This is a genomic window from Cytobacillus sp. NJ13 (assembly GCA_030348385.1).
In the GTDB taxonomy this organism is placed as follows: domain Bacteria; phylum Bacillota; class Bacilli; order Bacillales; family Cytobacillaceae; genus Cytobacillus.
Genome location: JAUCFP010000006.1, coordinates 3,413,232 through 3,435,000, shown reverse-complemented (window position 1 = coordinate 3,435,000; position 21,769 = coordinate 3,413,232). Strand labels below are relative to the sequence as shown.

The window sequence follows — 21,769 nt, the reverse complement described above, 5'->3', positions numbered from 1 at the left end:
GGAATATAATATATGCGCCACTCTTTATTCCGCCGTCTGTTTTAAAAGTCAAATCCATTCTCAGCAAAGAAGAATTGTGCCAAATGTGGGATATACTCCAAAACATGCGAGATAAAATGGGAAACATGTTAGATAAAATCAAAAATCTTTTTTATAAATCTCATTAATGCTAGATAAATCACCAAATATGCTGCATTCTCCAAGGATATCATCTCTCTACTCCGACCGAACATCAAGTCAGGAAAGCTAACCCATATCATCTGTCCATCTGGTTATCAAGCACACACACACCATACCCACCTTCAAAAAACTTCCCCCATCCAAGCACAAACCCGCCCAATCAAAAATATATTGTTATCGACATTAACTTCCATTTTCAGGTTTGGGAAGTCAAAAAATGGGGGAAAATTATTAATACCCGCCAATTGCAAGAAATTACATAAATCATGTATAATTAATGTCAAATATAGTCAAAGTCAGATAGGGGGAGGCCTGGTGAGGAATATATCCGACATAATTGAACATTATCTAAAACAGGTTTTAGAGAAGAGCGAAAGGGAAATCGTGGAAATTAAAAGAAGTGAGATTGCTGATAAGTTCCAGTGTGTTCCTTCTCAGATCAATTATGTGATCAACACCCGTTTCACGATTGAGAAAGGCTATGCAGTAGAAAGTAAGCGGGGAGGCGGGGGCTTCATTCGGATTATGAAAGTCCAGTCCTATGACCATGCTGATTTAATTGACCAGTTAATTTCATTGGTGCATAGCAGGATTGCCCAGAGCAGTGCAGAGAATGTCATTTACCGTCTGGTAGAAGAAGAGATTATAACACGCAGGGAAGCTAAAATAATGCTTAGTGTTATAGACCGTTCTGTCCTGTATATTGATCTTCCATTCAGGGATGAGCTGAGGGCAAGAATGCTTAAGGCAATGTTAACCACATTGAAATATAAATAAATAGTAGGGAGCTGGAGAGGTGAAGTCATGATTTGTCAGGAATGTAATCAAAGGCCGGCCACGCTGCACTTTACAAAAGTTGTAAATGGCGAGAAAGCAGAGTTTCATCTTTGCGAGAAATGTGCACAGGAAAAAGGTGAAATGTTTATGCTGGGCAGCGGGTCTGGTTTTTCAATCAATAACTTGCTTGCTGGCCTTCTGAATATTCAGCCTGCCTTTCAGGAATCTGGCCAGGATCCTTTTCAGCAGGAGAAAGTCCTGCAGTGTGAGCAATGTTCCTTAACCTTTCAGCAGTTTATTAAAGTAGGCCGCTTTGGATGCGCCAACTGCTATGAGACTTTTAAAGATCAATTGAACCCTGTTCTCAGAAGGCTTCACAGCGGGAATTCCTCACACAGCGGAAAAATTCCTGCACGGATCGGGGGAACCATTCACTTGCGAAGGAATATTGATGATTTAAAAAATAATTTAAAAGAAATGATTGTCAAAGAAGAGTTTGAAAGAGCGGCAGAATTGAGGGACGAAATTAGGGAACTGGAAAAGCAGCTCAATGCCGATCAAAAGGGAGGGGAGTAAGCTTGTCGCTGGAACGTTTCATGAATCAAGCTATTAGCTCCTGGATGAGTGCGGAAGGCCCTGATTCCGATATTGTATTAAGTTCACGAATCAGGCTCGCCCGCAATATAAAGCAATATAAATTCCCTACTGTATTTTCAAATGAAGAAGCAGAAGCGGTCATTGAAAAAATAAAGGCGAGGGTGGAGCATTCTTCTTTTTCAAAACTTGGGGAAATAGAGCTTTTATTAATGGATCGCCTTCAGCCTCTTCAAAAAAGAGTGCTGATGGAAAAGCATCTGATCAGTCCCCATCTTGCTGAGAATTCAACTCATGGTGCCTGCCTTCTTTCTGAAAATGAAGAAGTCAGCATCATGATTAATGAAGAAGACCATATAAGAATTCAATGCCTGTTTCCAGGGTTTCAGCTTTCTGAAGCCTTAAGTATGGCGAATGAAATTGATGATTGGCTGGAGGAAGAAGCCGATTATGCATTTGATGAAAATATTGGCTTTTTAACAAGCTGTCCCACAAATGTAGGAACAGGGCTCAGGGCATCCGTTATGATGCATTTGCCGGGCCTCGTTCTCACACAGCAAATGAACCGGATTATTCCGGCAATTAGCCAGCTTGGTTTAGTTGTTAGAGGAATTTACGGGGAAGGCAGCGAAGCTTTAGGTAACATCTTTCAAGTTTCAAACCAGATCACTCTCGGAAAATCAGAAGAGGATATCGCTGAGGATCTGAAAAGTGTTGTCAGTCAGCTGATTTCTCAGGAAAGATCGGCAAGGGAAGCATTAGCAAAGACTTCTAACATACAATTAGAAGACAGAGTCTTCCGCTCTTTTGGCATTTTATCAAATAGCCGGATCATTGAATCAAAGGAAGCAGCACAATGCTTGTCTGATGTTCGCCTGGGGATTGATATGCAGTACATCAAAAACATATCAAAAAATATTTTGAATGAGCTGATGATCCTGACACAGCCCGGATTCCTGCAGCAATATGCAGGCGGGCCGCTCAGGCCGCATGAACGCGATATCCGCAGGGCTTCATTAATTAGGGAAAGATTAAAAATGGAAGATCAAGAGTTGGGAGGATGAAAATATGATGTTCGGACGATTTACGGAAAGGGCTCAAAAAGTATTGGCTTTAGCACAGGAGGAAGCAATCCGTTTAGGACATAACAACATCGGAACAGAGCATATTCTGCTGGGACTTGTACGCGAAGGTGAAGGCATTGCAGCAAAAGCTCTCTATGCTTTAGGCCTCGGCTCTGATAAGATCCAAAAAGAGGTTGAGAATTTAATCGGCAGGGGGCAGGATGCTTCCCAGACCATTCATTATACACCACGTGCCAAGAAAGTCATTGAACTTTCCATGGACGAAGCAAGAAAGCTTGGCCATTCCTATGTGGGAACAGAGCATATCCTGCTTGGCCTGATCCGTGAGGGTGAAGGAGTTGCAGCGAGAGTCCTGAATAACCTTGGAGTCAGCCTCAATAAAGCTCGCCAGCAAGTGCTTCAGCTATTAGGCAGCAATGAGTCCGGCAGTCATCAGGGTGGCTCCGCAGCCAATGCGAACACACCGACACTGGATGGATTGGCGCGTGACTTGACTGCTATTGCCAGAGAAGGAAGCCTGGATCCGGTTATTGGACGAAGCAAAGAAATCCAGCGTGTAATCGAAGTATTAAGCCGCAGGACGAAAAACAACCCGGTTCTTATCGGTGAGCCTGGGGTAGGTAAAACAGCCATCGCAGAGGGCTTGGCACAGCAGATCATTAATAATGAAGTGCCGGAGACTCTTCGTGATAAAAGGGTTATGACGCTTGATATGGGTACAGTAGTTGCCGGAACAAAGTATCGCGGTGAATTTGAAGACCGCTTGAAGAAGGTAATGGATGAAATCAGGCAGGCCGGAAACATCATTTTATTTATTGACGAGCTTCATACATTAATAGGCGCAGGCGGAGCAGAAGGTGCGATCGATGCTTCCAACATCTTAAAGCCTTCTCTTGCTCGCGGTGAACTTCAGTGTATTGGTGCAACAACTCTTGATGAGTACAGAAAATACATTGAAAAGGATGCGGCACTTGAAAGAAGATTCCAGCCTATTACGGTTGATGAGCCGACTGCGGAAGAATCGGTACAGATTCTTGAAGGTCTTCGTGACCGTTATGAGGCACACCATCGCGTGACGATTACGGATGCAGCCATTCAAGCGGCTGTAAAACTGTCAGACCGCTACATCTCAGACCGCTTCCTGCCGGATAAAGCAATTGATTTAATTGACGAAGCTGGTTCAAAGGTAAGACTTCGTTCTTACACTACGCCTCCAAACCTGAAAGAACTGGAGGTTAAGCTGGAGGATGTAAGGAAAGAAAAAGACGCTGCCGTTCAAAGCCAGGAGTTTGAAAAAGCGGCTTCCTTAAGAGATACAGAGCAGCGCCTGCGCGAACAGCTCGAAGAAACGAAGAAAACATGGAAAGAAAAACAGGGCAAAGAGAACAGTGAAGTGACGGTTGAAGACATCGCCAATGTGGTGGCCAGCTGGACTGGAATCCCTGTATCGAAGCTGGCCCAAACAGAAACAGAAAAGCTTCTTAACCTGGAAGAAATTCTTCATTCCCGTGTAATCGGTCAGGAAGAAGCGGTTAAAGCCATTTCGAAGGCTGTCCGCCGTGCCCGTGCAGGTCTTAAAGATCCGAAGCGCCCGATTGGCTCATTTGTATTCCTTGGGCCGACTGGGGTAGGTAAAACTGAGCTAGCCCGTGCATTAGCAGAAGCGATGTTCGGTGACGAAGATGCGATGATCCGCATCGATATGTCAGAATACATGGAGAAGCACTCCACATCCCGTCTGGTTGGTTCACCTCCGGGTTATGTAGGATATGAAGAAGGCGGGCAGTTAACCGAAAAAGTCCGCAGAAAGCCATATTCTGTTGTGCTGCTGGATGAAATTGAAAAGGCACATCCTGATGTATTCAACATCCTTTTACAGGTATTGGAAGATGGAAGATTAACAGACTCTAAGGGCAGAACTGTTGATTTCCGCAATACCGTTCTGATTATGACCTCCAATGTAGGCGCTGAAGCACTTAAGCGGAACAAATATGTTGGCTTTAACATCCAGGATGGGGAACAGGATTACAAAGATATGAAAGGAAAAGTAATGGAAGAGATGAAGAAGTCCTTCCGTCCGGAATTCCTGAACCGTATCGATGAAATCATCGTTTTCCATGCATTGGAGAAAAAGCATCTTCAGGAAATCGTTACGCTTATGTCTGACACCCTAACGAAACGATTGAAGGAACAGGACATTACACTGGAATTGACAGATGCTGCCAAAGAAAAAATCTCGGTAGAAGGCTACGACCCAGAGTACGGAGCACGTCCGCTCCGCAGGGCGATTCAAAAGCATATTGAAGATCGCTTATCCGAGGAACTGTTAAAAGGAACGGTACTAACCGGGCAAAGCGTGGTAATCGATGTGAAAGATGGAGAGTTTGTAGTGAAAACGGCTGAACCAAGCAGGACGCCAAATCTTCAGAAATAAGATGACTTCAATCAGTGGGGACTTAATTCCCGCTGATTGTTTGATTAAGCCTGCAGGCCGTGAAGTTCAGACTTTGTTCTGCTCGATGGCTTTCCCAGCTAAAATAGCATCAAAAGATTTTACACAGCAAAAAGGTACACGTTCCTGTTATACGTGTACCTTTTTGCACTCTTTCAGTCATATCATGTTGGCGGCCTTTAAAGAGGTTTATTCTGCCGATTTATGTTAATTTTAAGAAAGAAAAAGATAACAGGACAAAAACATTTTAAGACCCGTTAAAAAAGGGAATAGGAAGTTAACCGTACTTCTGTCATCGCTGGTTCTTTCACGCAAGGCCGGTAATATTTAAGATTTCCCTTAAAGCGGCTGGATGAATGTACAGAGAGGGGAAGAAGTATGGCTAAAAGAAAAACGAAATTCATGTGCCAGGAATGCGGCTATGAATCACCTAAATGGATGGGAAAATGTCCGGGGTGCGGACAATGGAATACGATGGTGGAAGAGGTGGAGAAGCCTGCTTCAACGAGAAGAGGCGCTTTTGCTCATTCACAGGGCTCGGCCATAGCGGCGAAAGCCACACCGATTACATCCATTGAAACAGTCAGTGAACCTCGTATACATACCGATTTAATAGAATTAAACCGTGTCCTTGGGGGCGGAATTGTGAGAGGCTCCCTTGTTCTTATTGGAGGAGATCCGGGCATCGGGAAATCAACGCTTCTTCTTCAAGTGTCATCACAGCTGGCGAACAGGAAGCATTCTGTTCTCTATATATCAGGGGAAGAATCCATGCGTCAGACGAAGCTGCGGGCTGACCGTTTAGGTGTTTCTTCAGACAGTCTGCTCGTTTACTCGGAAACCAGCCTTGATGAAATCAGCAGAACGATTGATTCAGTGAATCCTGACTTTGTCATTATTGACTCCATTCAGACGATCTTTCATCCGGAAGTGACATCGGCGCCGGGCAGCGTTTCTCAGGTTCGGGAATGTACTGCTGAGCTAATGCGCATCGGCAAAACGAAGGGAATTGCCATTTTTATCGTAGGGCATGTTACAAAGGAAGGCTCCATTGCGGGTCCAAGACTGCTCGAGCATATGGTAGATACCGTTTTGTATTTTGAAGGTGAACGCCATCATACATACAGGATTTTGCGTGCGGTTAAAAACAGGTTCGGATCAACAAACGAAATGGGCATTTTTGAAATGAAGGAATTTGGGCTTGAGGAAGTGGCAAACCCGTCAGAAATATTCCTGGAAGAGAGGTCACAGGGAGCTGCAGGTTCAACCGTTGTTGCTTCCATGGAGGGAACAAGGCCGGTTCTGGTTGAAATTCAGGCGCTGATTTCCCCGACAAGCTTTGGAAATCCAAGACGAATGGCAACAGGAATTGATCATAACCGGGTTCCGCTCCTGATGGCGGTATTGGAAAAACGGGTCGGGATGCTCCTGCAAAATCAAGATGCCTACCTAAAAGTCGCTGGCGGAGTGAAGCTTGATGAACCGGCAATTGATTTGGCCATTGCAGTGAGCATTGCGTCAAGCTTTCGGGATAAGCCAACAAAGGCAACAGACTGCATCATCGGAGAAGTGGGACTCACAGGCGAGGTCAGAAGAGTATCAAGAATAGAACAAAGAGTGCAGGAGGCAGCCAAGCTGGGCTTTGAGCGGGTTATCCTGCCGGCTAACAATCTTGGCGGCTGGAGCGCACCAGGAGGAATTGAACTAATCGGAGTAAGCTCGGTCGGTGAAGCATTAAAGGCTGCGTTAGGGGGATAAAGATGGAGACTAAAAAAATGGGCGAAAAAACGATGAGTGAAATCCTTCGGTTCATGGCTCCGGGTACGCCTATCAGGGAAGGGATTGATAATGTTCTTCGCGCCAATACAGGCGGGCTGATTGTTTTAGGATCAAAAGACAAGCTTAGTAACCTTGTTGATGGAGGATTCCAAATTAATTGCCCATTCTCGCCTAGCTATTTGTATGAGCTGGCCAAGATGGATGGAGCCATTATTTTAAATGAAGAAGGTAACAAGATTCTAATAGCTAATGCCCAGCTGGCTCCTGATCCTGGTGTGCCTTCTACCGAAACGGGTATGCGGCACCGGACGGCAGAACGGGTTGCCCGGCAAACAGGCGCATTAGTGATTGCCATTTCCCAGAGGCGCAATGTCATTACACTGTATAAAGGGCATTCCCGCTATGCTCTTCGTGATATTGGCGTCATTTTAACCAAGGCGAATGTTGCCGTACAGACGCTTGAAAAATATAAGGTCGTTCTTGAACAGAGCATTGGCAACCTGAGCATCCTGGAATTTGAAGAGCTTGTTACATACAGTGATATTCTTCATGTTTTTCATAATATCGAAATGGTTCTGCGCATTAAAAATGAGCTCCTCACTTATTTAAGTGAACTGGGTACTGAAGGAAGGCTGATCCGGCTCCAGATGAATGAGCTGCTGATGGAACTTGAGCGGGAAGCGGAATGGATAATAAAAGACTATGCTCATTCAAGGGACATCGATTCCAGAGCTGCGCTTGTTAAGCTTCAGGAGCTTTCAAAAGGGGAAATGCTCGAAGACTCTGTCATTCTTAAGCTTCTTGGCTATATCGGGTATATTCATACCGAGGAATTCAAATGCCCCCGCGGCTACCGCATGCTGAATAAAGTTCCCCGCCTTCCGCCGATCATTATCGATAATCTGATTAATCGGTTTGAAGAATTTCCGAATATCATTACGGCGACAGTAGAGGATCTCGATGAGGTGGAAGGAATCGGAGAAGTAAGGGCCAGAAAAATTAAAGAAGGACTTAAGCTCATAAAAGAGCAGGTTTTTGCGGACCGTCAGCTATAAAGAGACCATTGAACTATGTAATTGGTTATGCTAAAATGATAAGTTAATTATTTGACAGTTTATTGCCAATGGTGCTACCCTTAAAGTGTGTAAAAGTAAAAATTAAGCAGGTATAAAGGCGTTACTTTACTATCGTGAAATAATTATTAGGGATAAAATTGAAAATCCCCCGGATTCAGGGTTTCAATTTTGTGAATTTGTTTATAATGATTAAAAGGAGGTGAAGGAATGTTAAAACGTATTGTACAGGCATGCTTCCTTATTATCGGGGTAACGCTGGGTATATTTTTGATTCCTGACTTATTAAAATTAATCAGTTTAGATGACATTCCTCTTTTAAATAATCCATATGTGTCCGCCATTTTAGGTGCTATTATTTTTTATCTTTTAACTTTTTGGGCGGTTGATCATGTCGTCAATTTCGTGAGATGGGCAGAAGAATCACTGGTAAAAGTACCTATAACAGATATTATTTTTGGAAGTGTCGGCCTGGTTTTTGGATTAGTCATTGCCTTTTTAATCGGATATGCACTAAATGCGATTGAGGTCCCGATTCTGAATACCGTAGCTCCGATGGTGCTGACGCTGCTGTTCGGCTATCTTGGATTTCAGGTTGGTTTTAAAAAGCGGGATGAACTTTTAAGTTTATTTTCAAGCAAGAAAAAGAAGAGCAGTGAAGAAGAGCTTGAGCCTGAAGCTGCACCTAAAAAATCACTCAAGATCCTTGATACAAGCGTTATTATTGATGGACGCATTGCTGATATTTGCCAGACGGGCTTTTTGGAAGGCACGATTGTCATTCCGCAGTTTGTACTGGAAGAACTGCAGCATATTGCTGATTCATCAGATGTATTAAAGCGCAACCGCGGCAGAAGAGGACTGGATATATTAAATCGGATTCAAAAAGAGCTCTCGATTAATGTAGAAATCTATGAAGGCGATTTTGAAGAAATCCAAGAGGTGGACAGCAAGCTGGTGAAGCTGGCTAAATTAACGAATGGCGTCGTTGTAACCAATGACTTTAACTTAAACAAGGTTTGTGAACTGCAAAAAGTGGCAGTCCTTAATATTAATGACCTGGCCAATGCCGTTAAACCGGTTGTGCTTCCAGGTGAAGAAATGAAGGTACAGGTTATTAAGGACGGAAAGGAACAGAATCAGGGGATTGCTTATCTGGATGACGGCACGATGATCGTGGTGGAAGAAGGCAGAAATTATATTGGCAAACATATTGATGTTCTTGTCACAAGTGTTCTGCAGACCTCAGCCGGAAGAATGATTTTTGCAAAACCTAAGCTTCTGGAAAAAGCTTTATAATGTATGATAGAAAGTAGGACAGAATGTGCAGGGAGATTGTTTTCCCTGCCTTTTTCCTGCTTTTTTGGAAGGTAGGAGCCATAACATGAATTATCAAGTGATTCTCCCGGCGGCCGGGCAGGGGAAAAGAATGGGAGCGGGAAAGAATAAGCTTCTCCTGGAAATCGGGAATGTCCCTGTGTTTATACATACCTTAAGAGTTTTTGAAAGTGACCCGGAGTGCACGGGCATTTTTCTGGCGATTAATCCTCAGGATGAGGAGGAAATACGTGTTTTGTTAAAAAAATATCATATTACGAAAGTGGCTGCTATGGCAGAAGGCGGGAAGGAAAGGCAGCATAGCGTCTATAATGCGGCCAAAGCATCTTCAGGTGAGGATGTGGTGCTGGTTCATGACGCTGCCCGCCCTTTTATTACCCGGGAGTTACTGCAGCCGCTAGTGAAAGCAGCCCAGGAAAAAGGAGCGGCTGTTCTGGCAGTGCCGCTGAAGGATACCGTAAAAAAAGCTGACGGAAATTTGATTACAGAAACACTTGAACGTTCCTGCCTCTGGGCTGTTCAAACTCCACAGGCCTTTCGTATTTCTTCCCTGCTTGACGCACACCGCAAGGCCGAGGAAGACGGTTTTTTAGGAACAGATGATGCCAGCCTCGTTGAGCGGTTAGGCAAAGAAGTGGTGATTGTTGAGGGAAGTTACGATAATATTAAGCTGACTACGCCAGAAGATATTTATTTTGCGGAAGCAATTATAAAGAAAAGAAGTAATATGTAAAGGAGATTATACAATGTTTCGGATTGGACAGGGTTTTGATGTTCATCAGTTTGCTGAAGGACGCCCGTTAATTATTGGAGGAATTGAAATACCATATGAGAAAGGGCTGCTGGGGCATTCAGATGCAGATGTCCTGCTGCATACGGTGGCTGATGCCTGCCTTGGGGCAATTGGAGAAGGAGACATTGGACGGCATTTTCCTGATACCGATCCTGAATTCAAGGATGCCGATTCGGCGAAGCTGCTTGCGCATGTGTGGGGAATCGTAAAAGAAAAAGGGTATGAGCTGGTCAATGCAGACTGTACCATCATTGCCCAAAAGCCGAAGATGGCTCCTCATATCGGAAAAATGCAGGAGCGGATTGCAGAGCTTCTGGAAACCGAAAAAGAAAATATTAATGTGAAAGCAACCACTACAGAAAAGCTTGGCTTTACAGGACGGGGAGAGGGAATCGCCTCCCAGGCCGCTGTTTTGCTGAAAAAGAAAGAGAACCGTTAAAATTACCTTTCAGAAGAAAAACCTGAGTGTTAAAATATAGCTTATGCAGTCTGCTGGTGAGACGAAAAACTCAATAGATTTAGATTTTAAGGAGGCAGTTAGTATGTCAAATGAAATCCGCGTGCGCTACGCTCCGAGTCCGACTGGGCATTTGCATATCGGAAATGCGAGAACGGCGCTTTTTAACTATTTGTTTGCAAGAAGCAAAGGCGGCAAATTCATCATCCGCATTGAGGATACAGATAAGAAACGGAATATTGAAGGCGGCGAAGAAAGCCAGCTTCACTATTTAAAGTGGCTTGGCATGGATTGGGACGAAAGCATCGACCAGGAAGGCGAATTTGGCCCATACCGCCAATCTGAAAGAAATCATATCTATGAAACATACTACAAGGAATTGCTCGACAAAGGGCATGCCTATAAATGCTATTGTACGGAAGAGGAGCTGGAAGCAGAGCGTGAAGCTCAATCTGCAAAAGGCGATACTCCTGCTTACTCAGGAAAATGCCGTCATCTGACAGAGGATGAAAGAGCTGCACTGGAAGCAGAAGGCAGAAAGCCGAGCATCCGCTTCTTAGTGCCAAAAGGCAGGGAATTGACATTCAATGACATGGTAAAAGGCGAAGTGTCTTTCGAATCTGATGGCTTTGGCGATTTTGTCATTGTCAAAAAGGATGGCACTCCTACTTATAACTTTGCGGTAGCAGTGGATGACCACCTTATGAAAATTTCTCATGTCCTGCGCGGGGATGACCATATCTCCAATACGCCTAAGCAGCAGATGATATACGAAGCTTTAGGCTGGGACATTCCGACGTTTGGCCATATGACGCTGATTGTCAATGAAAGCCGCAAAAAACTGAGCAAGCGTGACGAGACGATTATCCAGTTCATTGAACAGTATGAAGAGCTCGGCTACTTGCCGGAAGCGCTCTTTAACTTTATTGCTTTGCTTGGCTGGTCTCCTGCAGGCGAGGAAGAAATCTTCTCCAAAGAAGAATTCATTGATATTTTTGATGAAAGCAGATTATCAAAATCTCCTGCCCTTTTCGATAAGCAGAAGCTTGAATGGATGAATAACCAGTACATGAAAAAGCTTGATCAGGATCGGTTAGTGTCCATTTCTGCCCCTCACCTGGTGAAGGCAGGAAAGATCGGTGAAAGCTGGCAGCAGGAAAATGAAGAGTGGGTTAGAAGCCTGATCACTCTTTATCAGGAAAAAATGAGCTTTGGCGCTCAAATTGCAGAGCTTTCAGAACTGTTCTTTACAGAAGAAATGACAGTTGATGAAGAAGCGAAGGAAGTTCTGGCTGAAGAGCAGGTTCCTGAAGTGCTGTCTGCTTTCCTGCAGGAAATTGACAATATGGCAGAGTTCAAAGCGGATGAAATTAAAGCGGCCATGAAGGCTGTGCAAAAATCAACAGGCCACAAGGGCAAGAAACTGTTCATGCCAATCCGTTCAGCTACTACTGGCCAAACCCATGGGCCGGATCTGCCGCAGGCCATCGAGCTTTTAGGAAAAGAAAAAGTAAAAACTCGATTAATGAGCATTATTGGTTAACATCTTGGAGAAAATGTAATATAGTATTAAGTAAATTATTCTATATCGAAAAGTGTTGAAGAGGAAAAGTAAGAAAAAAGATGCTTTTTAGAGAGAACCATCACCGGCTGAAAGTGGTTTAAGCCTCTCCTTTTTCTGAAGTGCGCCTCAGAGCCTCAATTTGAACGGATGCCCCCTGCTTCCTAGTAGATTTGAGCGGAACTTATCCGTTACCAAGTTAAAGTTGAGGCTTCTGAAGCCTAAACAGAGTGGAACCGCGCATAAAGCGTCTCTGTCCGATTGTGGCAGAGGCGCTTTTTTATATTTAAAAATCTGTTTCTATGAACAGAGAAATATTATTGGGGAAAAGCTTAGAAAAATAAAAATAGAGATCGTGACCTATGTCAGGAGGGGAAATGAACAATGTTTGCAAGAATGAAGGAAGATATCGAAGTGGTATTTGAACAGGATCCGGCAGCAAGAAGTTATTTTGAAGTAGTATTAACGTACTCTGGATTGCATGCTGTCTGGTCGCACCGCATGGCCCACGCACTTTTTAAGCGGAAGTTTTATTTTCTTGCAAGAGTTGTTTCCCAGGTCAGCCGCTTTTTCACAGGAATTGAAATTCACCCGGGAGCAAAGATCGGCAGACGCTTTTTTATCGACCATGGCATGGGGGTTGTCATCGGGGAAACTTGTGAAATCGGCGATAACGTAACTGTTTTCCAGGGTGTGACACTTGGGGGAACCGGGAAGGAAAAAGGCAAGCGGCATCCTACTATTAAGGACAACGCGCTGATCGCGACAGGTGCGAAGGTTTTGGGATCCATTACAATTGGGGAGAATTCTAAGATAGGTGCAGGCTCTGTTGTTCTTCATGAGGTTCCGCCGAACTCAACAGTAGTCGGGATTCCTGGAAGAGTGAAAGTCCGGGATGGTGTAAAAATTAACAAGGATTTAAATCATTGTGATCTTCCCGATCCAATTGCAGACCGGTTTAAGGAACTGGAGAAGGAGCTGCAGGAATTAAAAGGCGAAGTCGAAACGCTGAGGAAAGAAAGGAGCCAGATTCATGGCCATTCAAATCTATAATACACTTACTCGTCAAAAAGAAGATTTTATTCCCATAGAAGAGGGAAAAGTGAAAATGTATGTGTGCGGGCCGACCGTTTATAATTATATCCATATAGGGAATGCGCGCCCGCCGATTGTATTTGATACAGTGCGCAGATATCTTGAATTCCGCGGCTATGATGTTCAGTATGTCTCCAATTTTACTGATGTGGATGATAAACTGATCCGCGTAGCCAATGAACTGGGAACGGATGTTCCAAGCGTCGCGGAACGATTCATTAATGCCTACTTCGAAGACGTTTCTGCACTGGGCTGCAGAAAGGCTGATGTCCACCCGAGAGTGACAGAGAGCATTGATATCATTATTGAGTTTATCCAGGTATTGATTGATAAAGGCTTCGCGTATGAATCAGAAGGGGATGTTTATTACCATACCCGTAAGTTCGATGAGTACGGAAAACTGTCCCATCAGTCCATTGATGAGCTGCGGGTCGGTGCCCGCATTGCCGTCGGCGAAAAGAAACAGGATTCTCTCGACTTTGTTCTTTGGAAAGCAGCGAAGGAAGGGGAAATCGCGTGGGTGAGCCCTTGGGGGCAAGGAAGGCCGGGGTGGCATATTGAATGCTCGGCTATGGCAAAGAAATTCCTCGGAGACACAATTGATATTCATGCCGGCGGACAGGATCTGGCTTTCCCGCATCATGAAAATGAGATCGCCCAGTCGGAAGCATTGACAGGCGAAACCTTTGCCCGCTATTGGATGCACAATGGCTATATTAATATCGATAACGAAAAAATGTCTAAATCACTGGGGAATTTCGTACTGGTTCATGACATTATTCAAAAGCATGATCCGCAGGTTCTAAGATTTTTCATGCTGTCCGTACATTACAGACATCCGATCAACTACAGTGATGAGCTTCTGGAAAATACCCGTACAGGGCTTGAGCGCATTAAAACGTCTTATCACAATTTGCAGCACCGCAAAGAAGCAAGTGTGAACCTGACTGATAATAATCAGGAATGGCTGGATAAAATAACAGCTCTTCATGAACAGTTCATTCATGATATGGATGATGATTTCAATACAGCCAATGCCGTATCTATTTTGTTCGAACTGTCTAAGCTTGCAAATTATTATCTGATGGAGAAAAACACAGCTGTTGAAGTGATCGATGCTTTCACAAAAGAATTCGAAACGCTGCTTGATGTATTGGGCCTTTCTCTTGAAGAAGCAGAGGCTGACCTTCTGGACGAGGAAATCGAACAGCTGATTGAACAGAGACAGCAGGCCAGAAAAGAGCGCAATTTCGAACTGGCAGACAAAATTCGAGATCAGCTGAAAGAACAGAATATTATCCTTGAAGATACAGCGCAGGGAATCAGATGGAAAAGAGGCTAAGCAATGCTTCACTATGAAAACAAAATAGATGAAAAACAATTGAATAGTCTTGCCCTGGCGTATATGGGGGATGCGGTATTTGAAACCTATATACGCCACCATCTCCTTCAAAATGGACGGGTTCGGCCCCATTTTCTCCATAAGGAGGCAACCCGGTATGTTTCTGCAAAAGCCCAGTCCATAATCATTCATGAATTAATTGACTCTGAACGGCTGACGGAGGAAGAATTAGCAGTAGTCCGCAGGGGGCGAAATGCAAAGTCCGGTTCGGTTCCGAAAAATACAGATGTCCAAACATACAGATACAGCACAGCTTTTGAATCTCTGATCGGCTATCTGTTTTTGTCGAAGAGACAGGAGCGGATGGAAGAACTGATTCTGGAATCCATACATTTAGTTGAGAAAAGGAAAGGAGGAGCGGCAAAATGAGCCAGGATTTTATCATCGGGAAGAATCCCGTTATTGAAGCATTAAAGTCAGAGAGGGATATTAATAAGATTTTTATTGCAGAAGGTTCGCAAAGCGGGCAGATGCAGCAGGTAATCGGTTTGGCGAAGTCAGCCGGGGTACTGGTCCAGTTCGTTCCCAAGAAGAAAATAGATGGGATGGCAGAGGGGAATCATCAGGGTGTCATCGCGCAGGTTGCTGCCTATCAATACGCAGAAATCGATGATTTGTTTGCTGCCGCAGAAAAGAAAAATGAAGCCGCATTTTTCTTGCTTCTGGATGAAATTGAAGATCCGCATAATCTGGGGTCCATCATGAGAACGGCTGATGCAGTCGGGGCACACGGGATTATTATTCCGAAAAGGAGAGCTGTCGGGCTGACGGCAACAGTAGCTAAAGCATCAACAGGAGCAATCGAGTATATCCCGGTTGTCCGTGTTACCAATATGGCCAGAACGATTGATGAATTAAAAGAAAGAGGCGTCTGGATCGCCGGTACAGATGCAAAGGGGAAACAAGACTACCGCCAGATGGATGGAACGATGCCTATAGGTCTTGTAATTGGAAGTGAAGGTAAAGGGATGGGCCGCCTGATTCGCGATAAATGTGATTTCCTCATTAACCTGCCGATGGCTGGACACGTTACTTCCCTTAACGCATCAGTGGCTGCTTCGCTGCTTATGTATGAGGTTTATCGGAAACGGCACCCGCTTGAGGGATAGAAATGGACATCCTTCTTGTTGACGGATACAACATAATTGGTGCTTGGCCAGAACTCAGGGAGCTCAAAAACAAGGATTTATCGTCAGCCAGAGACCGCCTGATTGAAAAAATGGCCGAGTACCAGGGATATTCCGGGTACAGAGTGATTGTCGTGTTTGATGCCCATTATGTAAAGGGCACGGAAAAAAAGTTTAAGGATTCAAAGATCGAAGTTATTTTTACAAGAAATAATGAAACGGCCGATGAACGCATTGAAAAATTGGCTATCGATCTCAGCAATATTAAAACCCAAATTCATGTGGCAACCTCCGATTTTACAGAGCAATGGGTCATATTTGGCCAGGGAGCCCTAAGAAAATCAGCCAGGGAGCTGCTTAATGAAATGAATTTGATTGAAAGCAGCATCGAAAAAAAAGTAAAAAAAATTCAGCAGAAAAAGCCTGTATCCAAGATACCTCTAAGTGATGAAGTGGCAGAAATTTTTGAAAAATGGCGCAGAGGAGGCCAATGAGCGGTTGACGCTTGAAAAAACCGTGCTGTATAATGTTTCTAACCATGCTTGTACGGTCGGGGGGATCCTAGTGAGTGCTGACTTCAAGACAATCGACGAAAATCTTATAGACTTTATCCAGCTTGAGGACGAAGAAATAGTTGAGCTCGTGCATAAGGGCGAGAGTGAGGCGCTGGACTATTTGATTCATAAGTACCGCAATTTTGTCCGGGCAAAAGCAAGATCCTATTTTTTGATTGGCGCAGATAAAGAAGATATTGTACAAGAGGGAATGATCGGCTTGTACAAGGCGATCCGCGATTTTAAAGAGGACAAGCTGTCCTCATTTAAAGCGTTTGCCGAGCTGTGCATCACAAGGCAAATCATAACCGCCATCAAGACAGCGACCCGCCAAAAGCATATTCCGCTGAACTCTTATGTGTCTTTGGACAAGCCCATTTATGATGAGGAATCGGACAGGACGCTTATGGACGTAATCTCTGGGGCGAAGGTTATGGACCCTGAAGAGCTGATTATCAACCAGGAAGAATTTGATCACATTGAAGTGAAAATGTCCGAGCTTCTGAGTGACCTTGAACGAAAAGTGCTTGCCCTTTATTTGGATGGGCAGTCCTATCAGGAAATTTCCGAAGAACTGAACCGCCATGTTAAATCGATTGACAATGCCTTGCAGCGGGTGAAAAGAAAGCTGGAAAGATATTTGGAAGTGCGTGAATTTTCCCTGTAGACAGAATTTCCCAACACCTTGCTTTTTTTGCAGTTATTGACATGTTTTGGGGTGCGTGTTAAAGTTTTAAGGGCGTAATGTGACTTAGTAGGTGGAAATATGACTAAAAAGGTAATTTTGGCTTGCTCTGTATGTGGTTCCAGAAATTATTCCACTGCAGGCAAAAATGATTCTGCAAGGCTGGAACTGAAGAAGTTCTGCAGCACATGCAGTGCTCATACGATCCATAAAGAAACAAAGTGATTATATAGATAAGAAGTTTGCTCTTTTAATAGTCCGGAGCCTGAGCGCTTTATGCAGACAGGAAGATTAGTCTGATTTTGAAGCCGCTTTCGCTTCTTGTTAAAGGATATATCTCTTGAAAGTTGGGGGTTACGAAATGCAGCGCATCGTGAATTTTTTCCGTGAAGTTGGCCGGGAAATGAAAAAGGTCAGCTGGCCTAAACGCAAAGAGCTGACAAACTATACTGTTACCGTTCTTGCTACAGTTACGTTCTTCGCTCTGTTTTTTGCAGTGATTGACCTGGGAATTTCTGAATTGATTCGTTTAATTCTTGAATAACCCCTGAGTTTCCATGGTATAATGGAGAATAACACAGGAAACATTTGCAAAGCCCGGAAACGGGTTTTTTAATTTGGTCAAAAATAATAAATTGTTGAATACAGGGAGGGAAGGACGAACAAGTCCTCATAAATGGAAAAGAATTGGTATGTTGTTCATACGTACTCCGGCTATGAAAATAAAGTCAAAGCCAATCTGGAGAAACGTGTTGAATCGATGGGAATGCAAGATAAGATCTTCCGCGTGGTAGTTCCGGAAGAAGAAGAAACAGAATTGAAAAACGGCAAGAAAAAAGTAGTGAAGCGAAAAGTCTTCCCTGGTTATGTACTAGTAGAAATCGTGATGACGGATGATTCCTGGTATGTAGTAAGAAATACTCCGGGTGTAACTGGATTCGTAGGTTCAGCAGGTTCTGGCTCAAAGCCGACTCCGCTATTGCCGGAAGAAGTTACGAACATCCTTAAGCACATGGGTGTTGAAGAAGCCCGCTTTGATATCGACTTTGAGATCGGTGAAACAGTTCAGGTGAAAGAAGGTCCGTTTGCGAACTTCACAGGCACCATTGAAGATATTGATAAAGATAAGGCGAAGATTAAAGTGCTGGTTAACATGTTTGGCCGTGACACTCCGGTTGAACTTGATTTTTCACAGATTGAAAAACTGTAAGAAGCAGTCTGCTGTGAAAGTACTTTTATATATCTTTGTAAAAAAACTTGAAATTGACTTTGAAAAGTGATAATATTTCAAAGGTCAGTATGTCTCGGTCAAAGAGACTGGACAATAGTTAAAAGTTCTTTATCTTAATATAAAGACTATAAGTTGAGTGGGAGGGAATTTTCCCTATTACCACATCACGGACTTTAAGGAGGTGTGTCTCGTGGCTAAAAAAGTAATCAAACTTGTAAAGCTGCAAATCCCTGCAGGTAAAGCAAACCCTGCACCGCCAGTAGGACCGGCACTAGGTCAAGCAGGTGTTAACATCATGGGATTCTGTAAGGAATTTAATGCTCGCACAGCTGAACAAGCTGGCTTAATCATTCCTGTTGAAATCACGGTTTTTGAAGACCGTTCATTTACATTTATTACGAAAACTCCTCCTGCTGCAGTTCTTCTTAAGAAAGCGGCTGGAATCGAGTCTGGTTCTGGTGAACCAAACCGTAATAAAGTAGCAACAGTCAAGCGTGACAAGGTACGCGAGATTGCTGAAACAAAGATGCCTGATCTAAACGCTGCAAGCGTAGAAGCTGCAATGCGTATGGTTGAAGGTACTGCACGCAGCATGGGTATCGTTATCGAAGACTAATCCATGCATGAAGCAGATTTAGGGATGAGGTTGCGACGCTGAATTTTGTTTCACTCGCAACCTTTGTTCTGTCTAGCGCAGGCGCCTTATGGCGCCTCCGCTTTTCGGTATCTAGCTGCGGCACCTTTGACCGAGGTGCCTCCGCTTTTACTCGTGGGAGGTTATTCCGCTAAAACCACAATCAAGGAGGAAATAAAAATGGCTAAAAAAGGTAAGAAGTACGCAGAAGCTGCGAAGCTTGTTGATTCTTCAAAAGCTTACCCGATTGCTGAGGCAATTGAACTTGCGAAGAAAACTAATTTTGCAAAATTTGATGCAACTGTTGAGGTAGCATTCCGTCTTGGAGTTGACCCTAAGAAAGCTGACCAGCAAATCCGTGGAGCAGTTGTTCTTCCAAACGGAACTGGTAAAACTCAGCGCGTTCTTGTTTTCGCTAAGGGTGAAAAAGCGAAAGAAGCAGAAGCTGCTGGAGCAGATTTCGTAGGTGATTCTGAATATATCAACAAAATCAGCCAAGGCTGGTTCGACTTTGATGTAATCGTTGCTACACCTGACATGATGGGTGAAGTTGGTAAACTTGGCCGCGTATTAGGACCTAAAGGCTTAATGCCAAACCCTAAGACTGGCACAGTTACTTTTGACGTTCAAAAAGCAGTTAACGAAATCAAAGCAGGTAAAGTTGAATACCGTGTTGACAAAGCTGGTAACATCCACGTGCCAATCGGTAAAGTATCTTTCGAAGACGAAAAGCTTGTTGAAAACTTCAACACTATTTTCGATACAATGATGAAAGTGAAGCCTGCTGCTGCTAAAGGAACTTACATGAAGAACGTTTCTGTTACTTCTACTATGGGACCTGGCGTAAAAGTAGATCCTTCATCTGTTGCAGTAAAATAATAACAATTGACATTCTAAAATACATGCTGTAATATGTATTTTGTTGTTAAAAATATAATAACATTTGTGCCGTAGACAGCAGGTGCTTGATTGCTTAATTTCCTGCCGAGGTATTACGATAGAATTTGCTTTTTCTTGCTATTGTATACTTCCTCCATGTCTGCAAAGGTGTGGAGGTTTTTTATTGGACGGTATGAATGTAGAAATTCTACAGGAGGTGTAAGGATGAGCAGCATTATCGAACAAAAGAAACAAATCGTAGAAGAAATTGCTGATAAGCTTAAATCAAGTTTATCAACAGTTGTTGTTGACTACCGTGGTCTTACTGTTGCTGAAGTTACTGAACTTCGTAAACAGCTTCGTGAAGCTGGCGTAGAATTCAAAGTATACAAGAATTCAATGACTCGCCGTGCTGCTGAAGCTGCTGAACTTTCCGGTTTAAACGAAGCTTTAACTGGACCTAACGCAATCGCGTTCAGCACAGAAGATGTAGTTGCTCCAGCGAAAATCCTAAATGATTTCGCGAAAAAGCATGAAGCACTTGAAATTAAAGCAGGTGTAATTGAAGGAAACGTCGCTTCAGTAGAAGATATTAAAGCTCTTGCTGAACTACCATCACGCGAAGGCTTGCTATCTATGCTACTCAGCGTACTTCAAGCACCTATCCGCAATCTTGCTCTTGCTGCAAAAGCTGTTGCAGATCAAAAAGAAGAACAAGGCGCGTAAGTTAATTCTAGCGTTAAACTAATAGATTCAAACCACAAATAAGGAGGAAACATTATCATGACTAAAGAACAAATCATTGAAGCAGTTAAATCTATGACTGTTTTAGAACTAAACGACTTAGTAAAAGCAATTGAAGAAGAATTTGGTGTAACTGCTGCTGCTCCTGTAGCAATGGCTGGTGGAGCTGCTGCTGGCGGCGCTGTTGAAGAACAAACTGAATTTGACGTTGTTCTTGCTTCTGCAGGCGACCAAAAAATCAAAGTTATCAAAGTGGTACGTGAAATCACAGGTCTTGGACTTAAAGAAGCAAAAGAACTTGTTGACAACACTCCTAAAGCTCTTAAAGAAGGCGTTTCTAAAGAAGAAGCTGAAGAAGTTAAAGCTAAGCTTGAAGAAGTTGGAGCTGGCGTTGAAGTTAAGTAATATCATTTATGAAAAGCCCGCTGCTTAAGCGGGCTTTTTATTTTGAGATCAAATATACATCAGCACTTTAACCTTTTGCTTTTTAGTGGGCAATCCTATATAATTCCTTCGAAACCACTTAATTGTGATTCTCCTATTTTCTTCTTATATATTCTCCCTGGAGGTGATTTCATGTCTGAACACTACTATTCCCAAACGCAAAAAGTTGAAAGCAGTCCTAAAACCTGGAGTTATACTCTAAAGGAGTATCCATTCCGCTTTAAAACAGATAATGGTGTTTTTTCAAAGGGTGAAGTGGATTTCGGTTCAAGATTATTAATTGAGACTTTTGAACAGCCGGAAGCTGAAGGAAACATTCTTGATGTCGGCTGCGGATACGGGCCAATTGGGCTGACTGCAGCAAAGCTAATGCCTGAACGGACTGTTCATATGATTGATGTGAATGAGAGGGCGCTCGGTCTTGCGAAGGAAAATGCTGAATTGAACGGGATTAAAAATGTGCAAATCTATGAAAGTGACCGCCTTGAAAATACAAAAGGCAATAAGTATGCGGCCATTCTGACAAACCCGCCAATCCGTGCCGGGAAAAAGGTTGTTCATGATATTTTCGAACAAAGTTTTAATTCGCTAATTTCTGGAGGAGAGCTATGGGTTGTCATCCAGAAAAAGCAGGGTGCACCATCTGCCATCGACAAACTCACAGAGTTATTCGGCGAAGTGGAGACGGCAGAAAAGAAAAAAGGCTATTTTATTTTAAGAGCAAAAAAAGATTGACTTGACTTTTTTGCTATGATAGTATTGTAAAATGCCAACATATTATATTTCTATTTATAACTAAATTTATCTAATAGTTGTATAAATTTGGTTTTAGTGGGAATGCTAACAAAATAATAGTCGTATTGTGAAAATGTGGTTTTTGAAGTG

24 protein-coding genes and 2 other annotated features are annotated in these 21,769 nt (G+C 43.4%); all 24 genes read left to right on the top strand.

Going from position 1 to position 21,769, the window contains the following annotated elements:
- The first annotated feature begins 495 nt into the window (after positions 1–495).
- The 24 genes from QUF73_17190 to QUF73_17075 all read left to right on the top strand — a co-directional run bounded on the left by QUF73_17190 (position 496) and on the right by QUF73_17075 (position 21,619).
- Complete coding sequence (locus QUF73_17190; protein ID MDM5227888.1) at positions 496–957, top strand: CtsR family transcriptional regulator; 462 nt, start codon at positions 496–498, stop codon at positions 955–957.
- A gap of 27 nt (positions 958–984) precedes the next feature.
- The gene (locus tag QUF73_17185; GenBank protein MDM5227887.1) at positions 985–1,533 is read left to right on the top strand and encodes a UvrB/UvrC motif-containing protein; all 549 of its coding nucleotides are present in this window, start codon (positions 985–987) and stop codon (positions 1,531–1,533) included.
- Between the two features lie 2 nt (positions 1,534–1,535).
- The gene (locus tag QUF73_17180; GenBank protein MDM5227886.1) at positions 1,536–2,615 is read left to right on the top strand and encodes a protein arginine kinase; all 1,080 of its coding nucleotides are present in this window, start codon (positions 1,536–1,538) and stop codon (positions 2,613–2,615) included.
- A gap of 4 nt (positions 2,616–2,619) precedes the next feature.
- Complete coding sequence (gene clpC, locus QUF73_17175) at positions 2,620–5,070, top strand: ATP-dependent protease ATP-binding subunit ClpC (protein MDM5227885.1); 2,451 nt, start codon at positions 2,620–2,622, stop codon at positions 5,068–5,070.
- 396 nt (positions 5,071–5,466) lie between these two features.
- Positions 5,467–6,846 (top strand): DNA repair protein RadA, encoded by a 1,380-nt coding sequence (gene radA, locus QUF73_17170; GenBank protein MDM5227884.1) that lies wholly within the window; start codon positions 5,467–5,469, stop codon positions 6,844–6,846.
- A 2-nt stretch (positions 6,847–6,848) separates the two neighbouring features.
- A complete protein-coding gene (disA, locus tag QUF73_17165) occupies positions 6,849–7,922 on the top strand; it encodes a DNA integrity scanning diadenylate cyclase DisA (GenBank protein MDM5227883.1) in 1,074 nt (357 codons plus the stop codon).
- A gap of 228 nt (positions 7,923–8,150) precedes the next feature.
- Entirely contained in the window at positions 8,151–9,239 is a 1,089-nt protein-coding gene (locus tag QUF73_17160; protein MDM5227882.1) for a PIN/TRAM domain-containing protein, read from the top strand.
- 85 nt (positions 9,240–9,324) lie between these two features.
- Entirely contained in the window at positions 9,325–10,011 is a 687-nt protein-coding gene (ispD, locus tag QUF73_17155) for a 2-C-methyl-D-erythritol 4-phosphate cytidylyltransferase (protein MDM5227881.1), read from the top strand.
- A 13-nt stretch (positions 10,012–10,024) separates the two neighbouring features.
- Complete coding sequence (ispF, locus tag QUF73_17150; GenBank protein ID MDM5227880.1) at positions 10,025–10,510, top strand: 2-C-methyl-D-erythritol 2,4-cyclodiphosphate synthase; 486 nt, start codon at positions 10,025–10,027, stop codon at positions 10,508–10,510.
- Between the two features lie 103 nt (positions 10,511–10,613).
- The gene (gene gltX, locus QUF73_17145) at positions 10,614–12,071 is read left to right on the top strand and encodes a glutamate--tRNA ligase (GenBank protein ID MDM5227879.1); all 1,458 of its coding nucleotides are present in this window, start codon (positions 10,614–10,616) and stop codon (positions 12,069–12,071) included.
- A 46-nt stretch (positions 12,072–12,117) separates the two neighbouring features.
- Positions 12,118–12,347, top strand: a binding site (T-box leader).
- Positions 12,348–12,473: 126 nt separating this feature from the next.
- Complete coding sequence (cysE, locus tag QUF73_17140; protein ID MDM5227878.1) at positions 12,474–13,142, top strand: serine O-acetyltransferase; 669 nt, start codon at positions 12,474–12,476, stop codon at positions 13,140–13,142.
- A complete protein-coding gene (gene cysS / locus QUF73_17135) occupies positions 13,123–14,526 on the top strand; it encodes a cysteine--tRNA ligase (GenBank protein MDM5227877.1) in 1,404 nt (467 codons plus the stop codon). Before cysE ends, cysS begins: the two co-directional genes overlap by 20 nt.
- 3 nt (positions 14,527–14,529) lie before the next feature.
- Positions 14,530–14,955 carry a Mini-ribonuclease 3 gene (locus QUF73_17130; GenBank protein ID MDM5227876.1) on the top strand — a complete coding sequence of 142 codons (426 nt, stop codon included), beginning with the start codon at positions 14,530–14,532 and terminating at the stop codon, positions 14,953–14,955.
- Positions 14,952–15,695: a 23S rRNA (guanosine(2251)-2'-O)-methyltransferase RlmB gene (gene rlmB / locus QUF73_17125; protein MDM5227875.1), complete on the top strand. Its 744-nt coding sequence runs from the start codon at positions 14,952–14,954 to the stop codon at positions 15,693–15,695. Before QUF73_17130 ends, rlmB begins: the two co-directional genes overlap by 4 nt.
- A gap of 2 nt (positions 15,696–15,697) precedes the next feature.
- Positions 15,698–16,207 (top strand): NYN domain-containing protein, encoded by a 510-nt coding sequence (locus QUF73_17120; protein ID MDM5227874.1) that lies wholly within the window; start codon positions 15,698–15,700, stop codon positions 16,205–16,207.
- A 4-nt stretch (positions 16,208–16,211) separates the two neighbouring features.
- Positions 16,212–16,934 carry an RNA polymerase sporulation sigma factor SigH gene (gene sigH / locus QUF73_17115; GenBank protein MDM5227873.1) on the top strand — a complete coding sequence of 241 codons (723 nt, stop codon included), beginning with the start codon at positions 16,212–16,214 and terminating at the stop codon, positions 16,932–16,934.
- A 99-nt stretch (positions 16,935–17,033) separates the two neighbouring features.
- Entirely contained in the window at positions 17,034–17,177 is a 144-nt protein-coding gene (gene rpmG / locus QUF73_17110; GenBank protein MDM5227872.1) for a 50S ribosomal protein L33, read from the top strand.
- A gap of 136 nt (positions 17,178–17,313) precedes the next feature.
- Positions 17,314–17,496 carry a preprotein translocase subunit SecE gene (secE, locus tag QUF73_17105; protein ID MDM5227871.1) on the top strand — a complete coding sequence of 61 codons (183 nt, stop codon included), beginning with the start codon at positions 17,314–17,316 and terminating at the stop codon, positions 17,494–17,496.
- 132 nt (positions 17,497–17,628) lie between these two features.
- Positions 17,629–18,162: a transcription termination/antitermination protein NusG gene (nusG, locus tag QUF73_17100; protein MDM5227870.1), complete on the top strand. Its 534-nt coding sequence runs from the start codon at positions 17,629–17,631 to the stop codon at positions 18,160–18,162.
- A gap of 211 nt (positions 18,163–18,373) precedes the next feature.
- Positions 18,374–18,799, top strand: coding sequence for a 50S ribosomal protein L11 (rplK, locus tag QUF73_17095; protein MDM5227869.1), 426 nt, complete (start codon positions 18,374–18,376; stop codon positions 18,797–18,799).
- A 198-nt stretch (positions 18,800–18,997) separates the two neighbouring features.
- Positions 18,998–19,696, top strand: coding sequence for a 50S ribosomal protein L1 (gene rplA, locus QUF73_17090; protein ID MDM5227868.1), 699 nt, complete (start codon positions 18,998–19,000; stop codon positions 19,694–19,696).
- A gap of 51 nt (positions 19,697–19,747) precedes the next feature.
- Positions 19,748–19,888 (top strand) — a sequence feature (ribosomal protein L10 leader region).
- A 33-nt stretch (positions 19,889–19,921) separates the two neighbouring features.
- On the top strand, positions 19,922–20,422 hold the full coding sequence (gene rplJ / locus QUF73_17085) for a 50S ribosomal protein L10 (protein ID MDM5227867.1): 501 nt from the start codon (positions 19,922–19,924) through the stop codon (positions 20,420–20,422).
- 57 nt (positions 20,423–20,479) lie between these two features.
- The gene (rplL, locus tag QUF73_17080) at positions 20,480–20,845 is read left to right on the top strand and encodes a 50S ribosomal protein L7/L12 (protein ID MDM5227866.1); all 366 of its coding nucleotides are present in this window, start codon (positions 20,480–20,482) and stop codon (positions 20,843–20,845) included.
- 171 nt (positions 20,846–21,016) lie between these two features.
- Positions 21,017–21,619, top strand: a complete 603-nt coding sequence (locus QUF73_17075) for a class I SAM-dependent methyltransferase (protein MDM5227865.1) — start codon at positions 21,017–21,019, stop codon at positions 21,617–21,619.
- Positions 21,620–21,769: the final 150 nt, after the last annotated feature.

What these genes read in the sequence shown, in the direction of transcription:
- QUF73_17185 (MDM5227887.1), top strand. Translation starts at nt 985, where the DNA reads ATGATTTGTCAGGAATGTAATCAAAGGCCGGCCACGCTGCACTTTACA.
- clpC (MDM5227885.1), top strand. Translation starts at nt 2,620, where the DNA reads ATGATGTTCGGACGATTTACGGAAAGGGCTCAAAAAGTATTGGCTTTA.
- radA (MDM5227884.1), top strand. Translation starts at nt 5,467, where the DNA reads ATGGCTAAAAGAAAAACGAAATTCATGTGCCAGGAATGCGGCTATGAA.
- disA (MDM5227883.1), top strand. Translation starts at nt 6,849, where the DNA reads ATGGAGACTAAAAAAATGGGCGAAAAAACGATGAGTGAAATCCTTCGG.
- QUF73_17160 (MDM5227882.1), top strand. Translation starts at nt 8,151, where the DNA reads ATGTTAAAACGTATTGTACAGGCATGCTTCCTTATTATCGGGGTAACG.
- ispD (MDM5227881.1), top strand. Translation starts at nt 9,325, where the DNA reads ATGAATTATCAAGTGATTCTCCCGGCGGCCGGGCAGGGGAAAAGAATG.
- ispF (MDM5227880.1), top strand. Translation starts at nt 10,025, where the DNA reads ATGTTTCGGATTGGACAGGGTTTTGATGTTCATCAGTTTGCTGAAGGA.
- gltX (MDM5227879.1), top strand. Translation starts at nt 10,614, where the DNA reads ATGTCAAATGAAATCCGCGTGCGCTACGCTCCGAGTCCGACTGGGCAT.
- cysE (MDM5227878.1), top strand. Translation starts at nt 12,474, where the DNA reads ATGTTTGCAAGAATGAAGGAAGATATCGAAGTGGTATTTGAACAGGAT.
- cysS (MDM5227877.1), top strand. Translation starts at nt 13,123, where the DNA reads ATGGCCATTCAAATCTATAATACACTTACTCGTCAAAAAGAAGATTTT.
- QUF73_17130 (MDM5227876.1), top strand. Translation starts at nt 14,530, where the DNA reads ATGCTTCACTATGAAAACAAAATAGATGAAAAACAATTGAATAGTCTT.
- rlmB (MDM5227875.1), top strand. Translation starts at nt 14,952, where the DNA reads ATGAGCCAGGATTTTATCATCGGGAAGAATCCCGTTATTGAAGCATTA.
- QUF73_17120 (MDM5227874.1), top strand. Translation starts at nt 15,698, where the DNA reads ATGGACATCCTTCTTGTTGACGGATACAACATAATTGGTGCTTGGCCA.
- rpmG (MDM5227872.1), top strand. Translation starts at nt 17,034, where the DNA reads ATGACTAAAAAGGTAATTTTGGCTTGCTCTGTATGTGGTTCCAGAAAT.
- secE (MDM5227871.1), top strand. Translation starts at nt 17,314, where the DNA reads ATGCAGCGCATCGTGAATTTTTTCCGTGAAGTTGGCCGGGAAATGAAA.
- nusG (MDM5227870.1), top strand. Translation starts at nt 17,629, where the DNA reads ATGGAAAAGAATTGGTATGTTGTTCATACGTACTCCGGCTATGAAAAT.
- rplA (MDM5227868.1), top strand. Translation starts at nt 18,998, where the DNA reads ATGGCTAAAAAAGGTAAGAAGTACGCAGAAGCTGCGAAGCTTGTTGAT.
- rplJ (MDM5227867.1), top strand. Translation starts at nt 19,922, where the DNA reads ATGAGCAGCATTATCGAACAAAAGAAACAAATCGTAGAAGAAATTGCT.
- rplL (MDM5227866.1), top strand. Translation starts at nt 20,480, where the DNA reads ATGACTAAAGAACAAATCATTGAAGCAGTTAAATCTATGACTGTTTTA.
- QUF73_17075 (MDM5227865.1), top strand. Translation starts at nt 21,017, where the DNA reads ATGTCTGAACACTACTATTCCCAAACGCAAAAAGTTGAAAGCAGTCCT.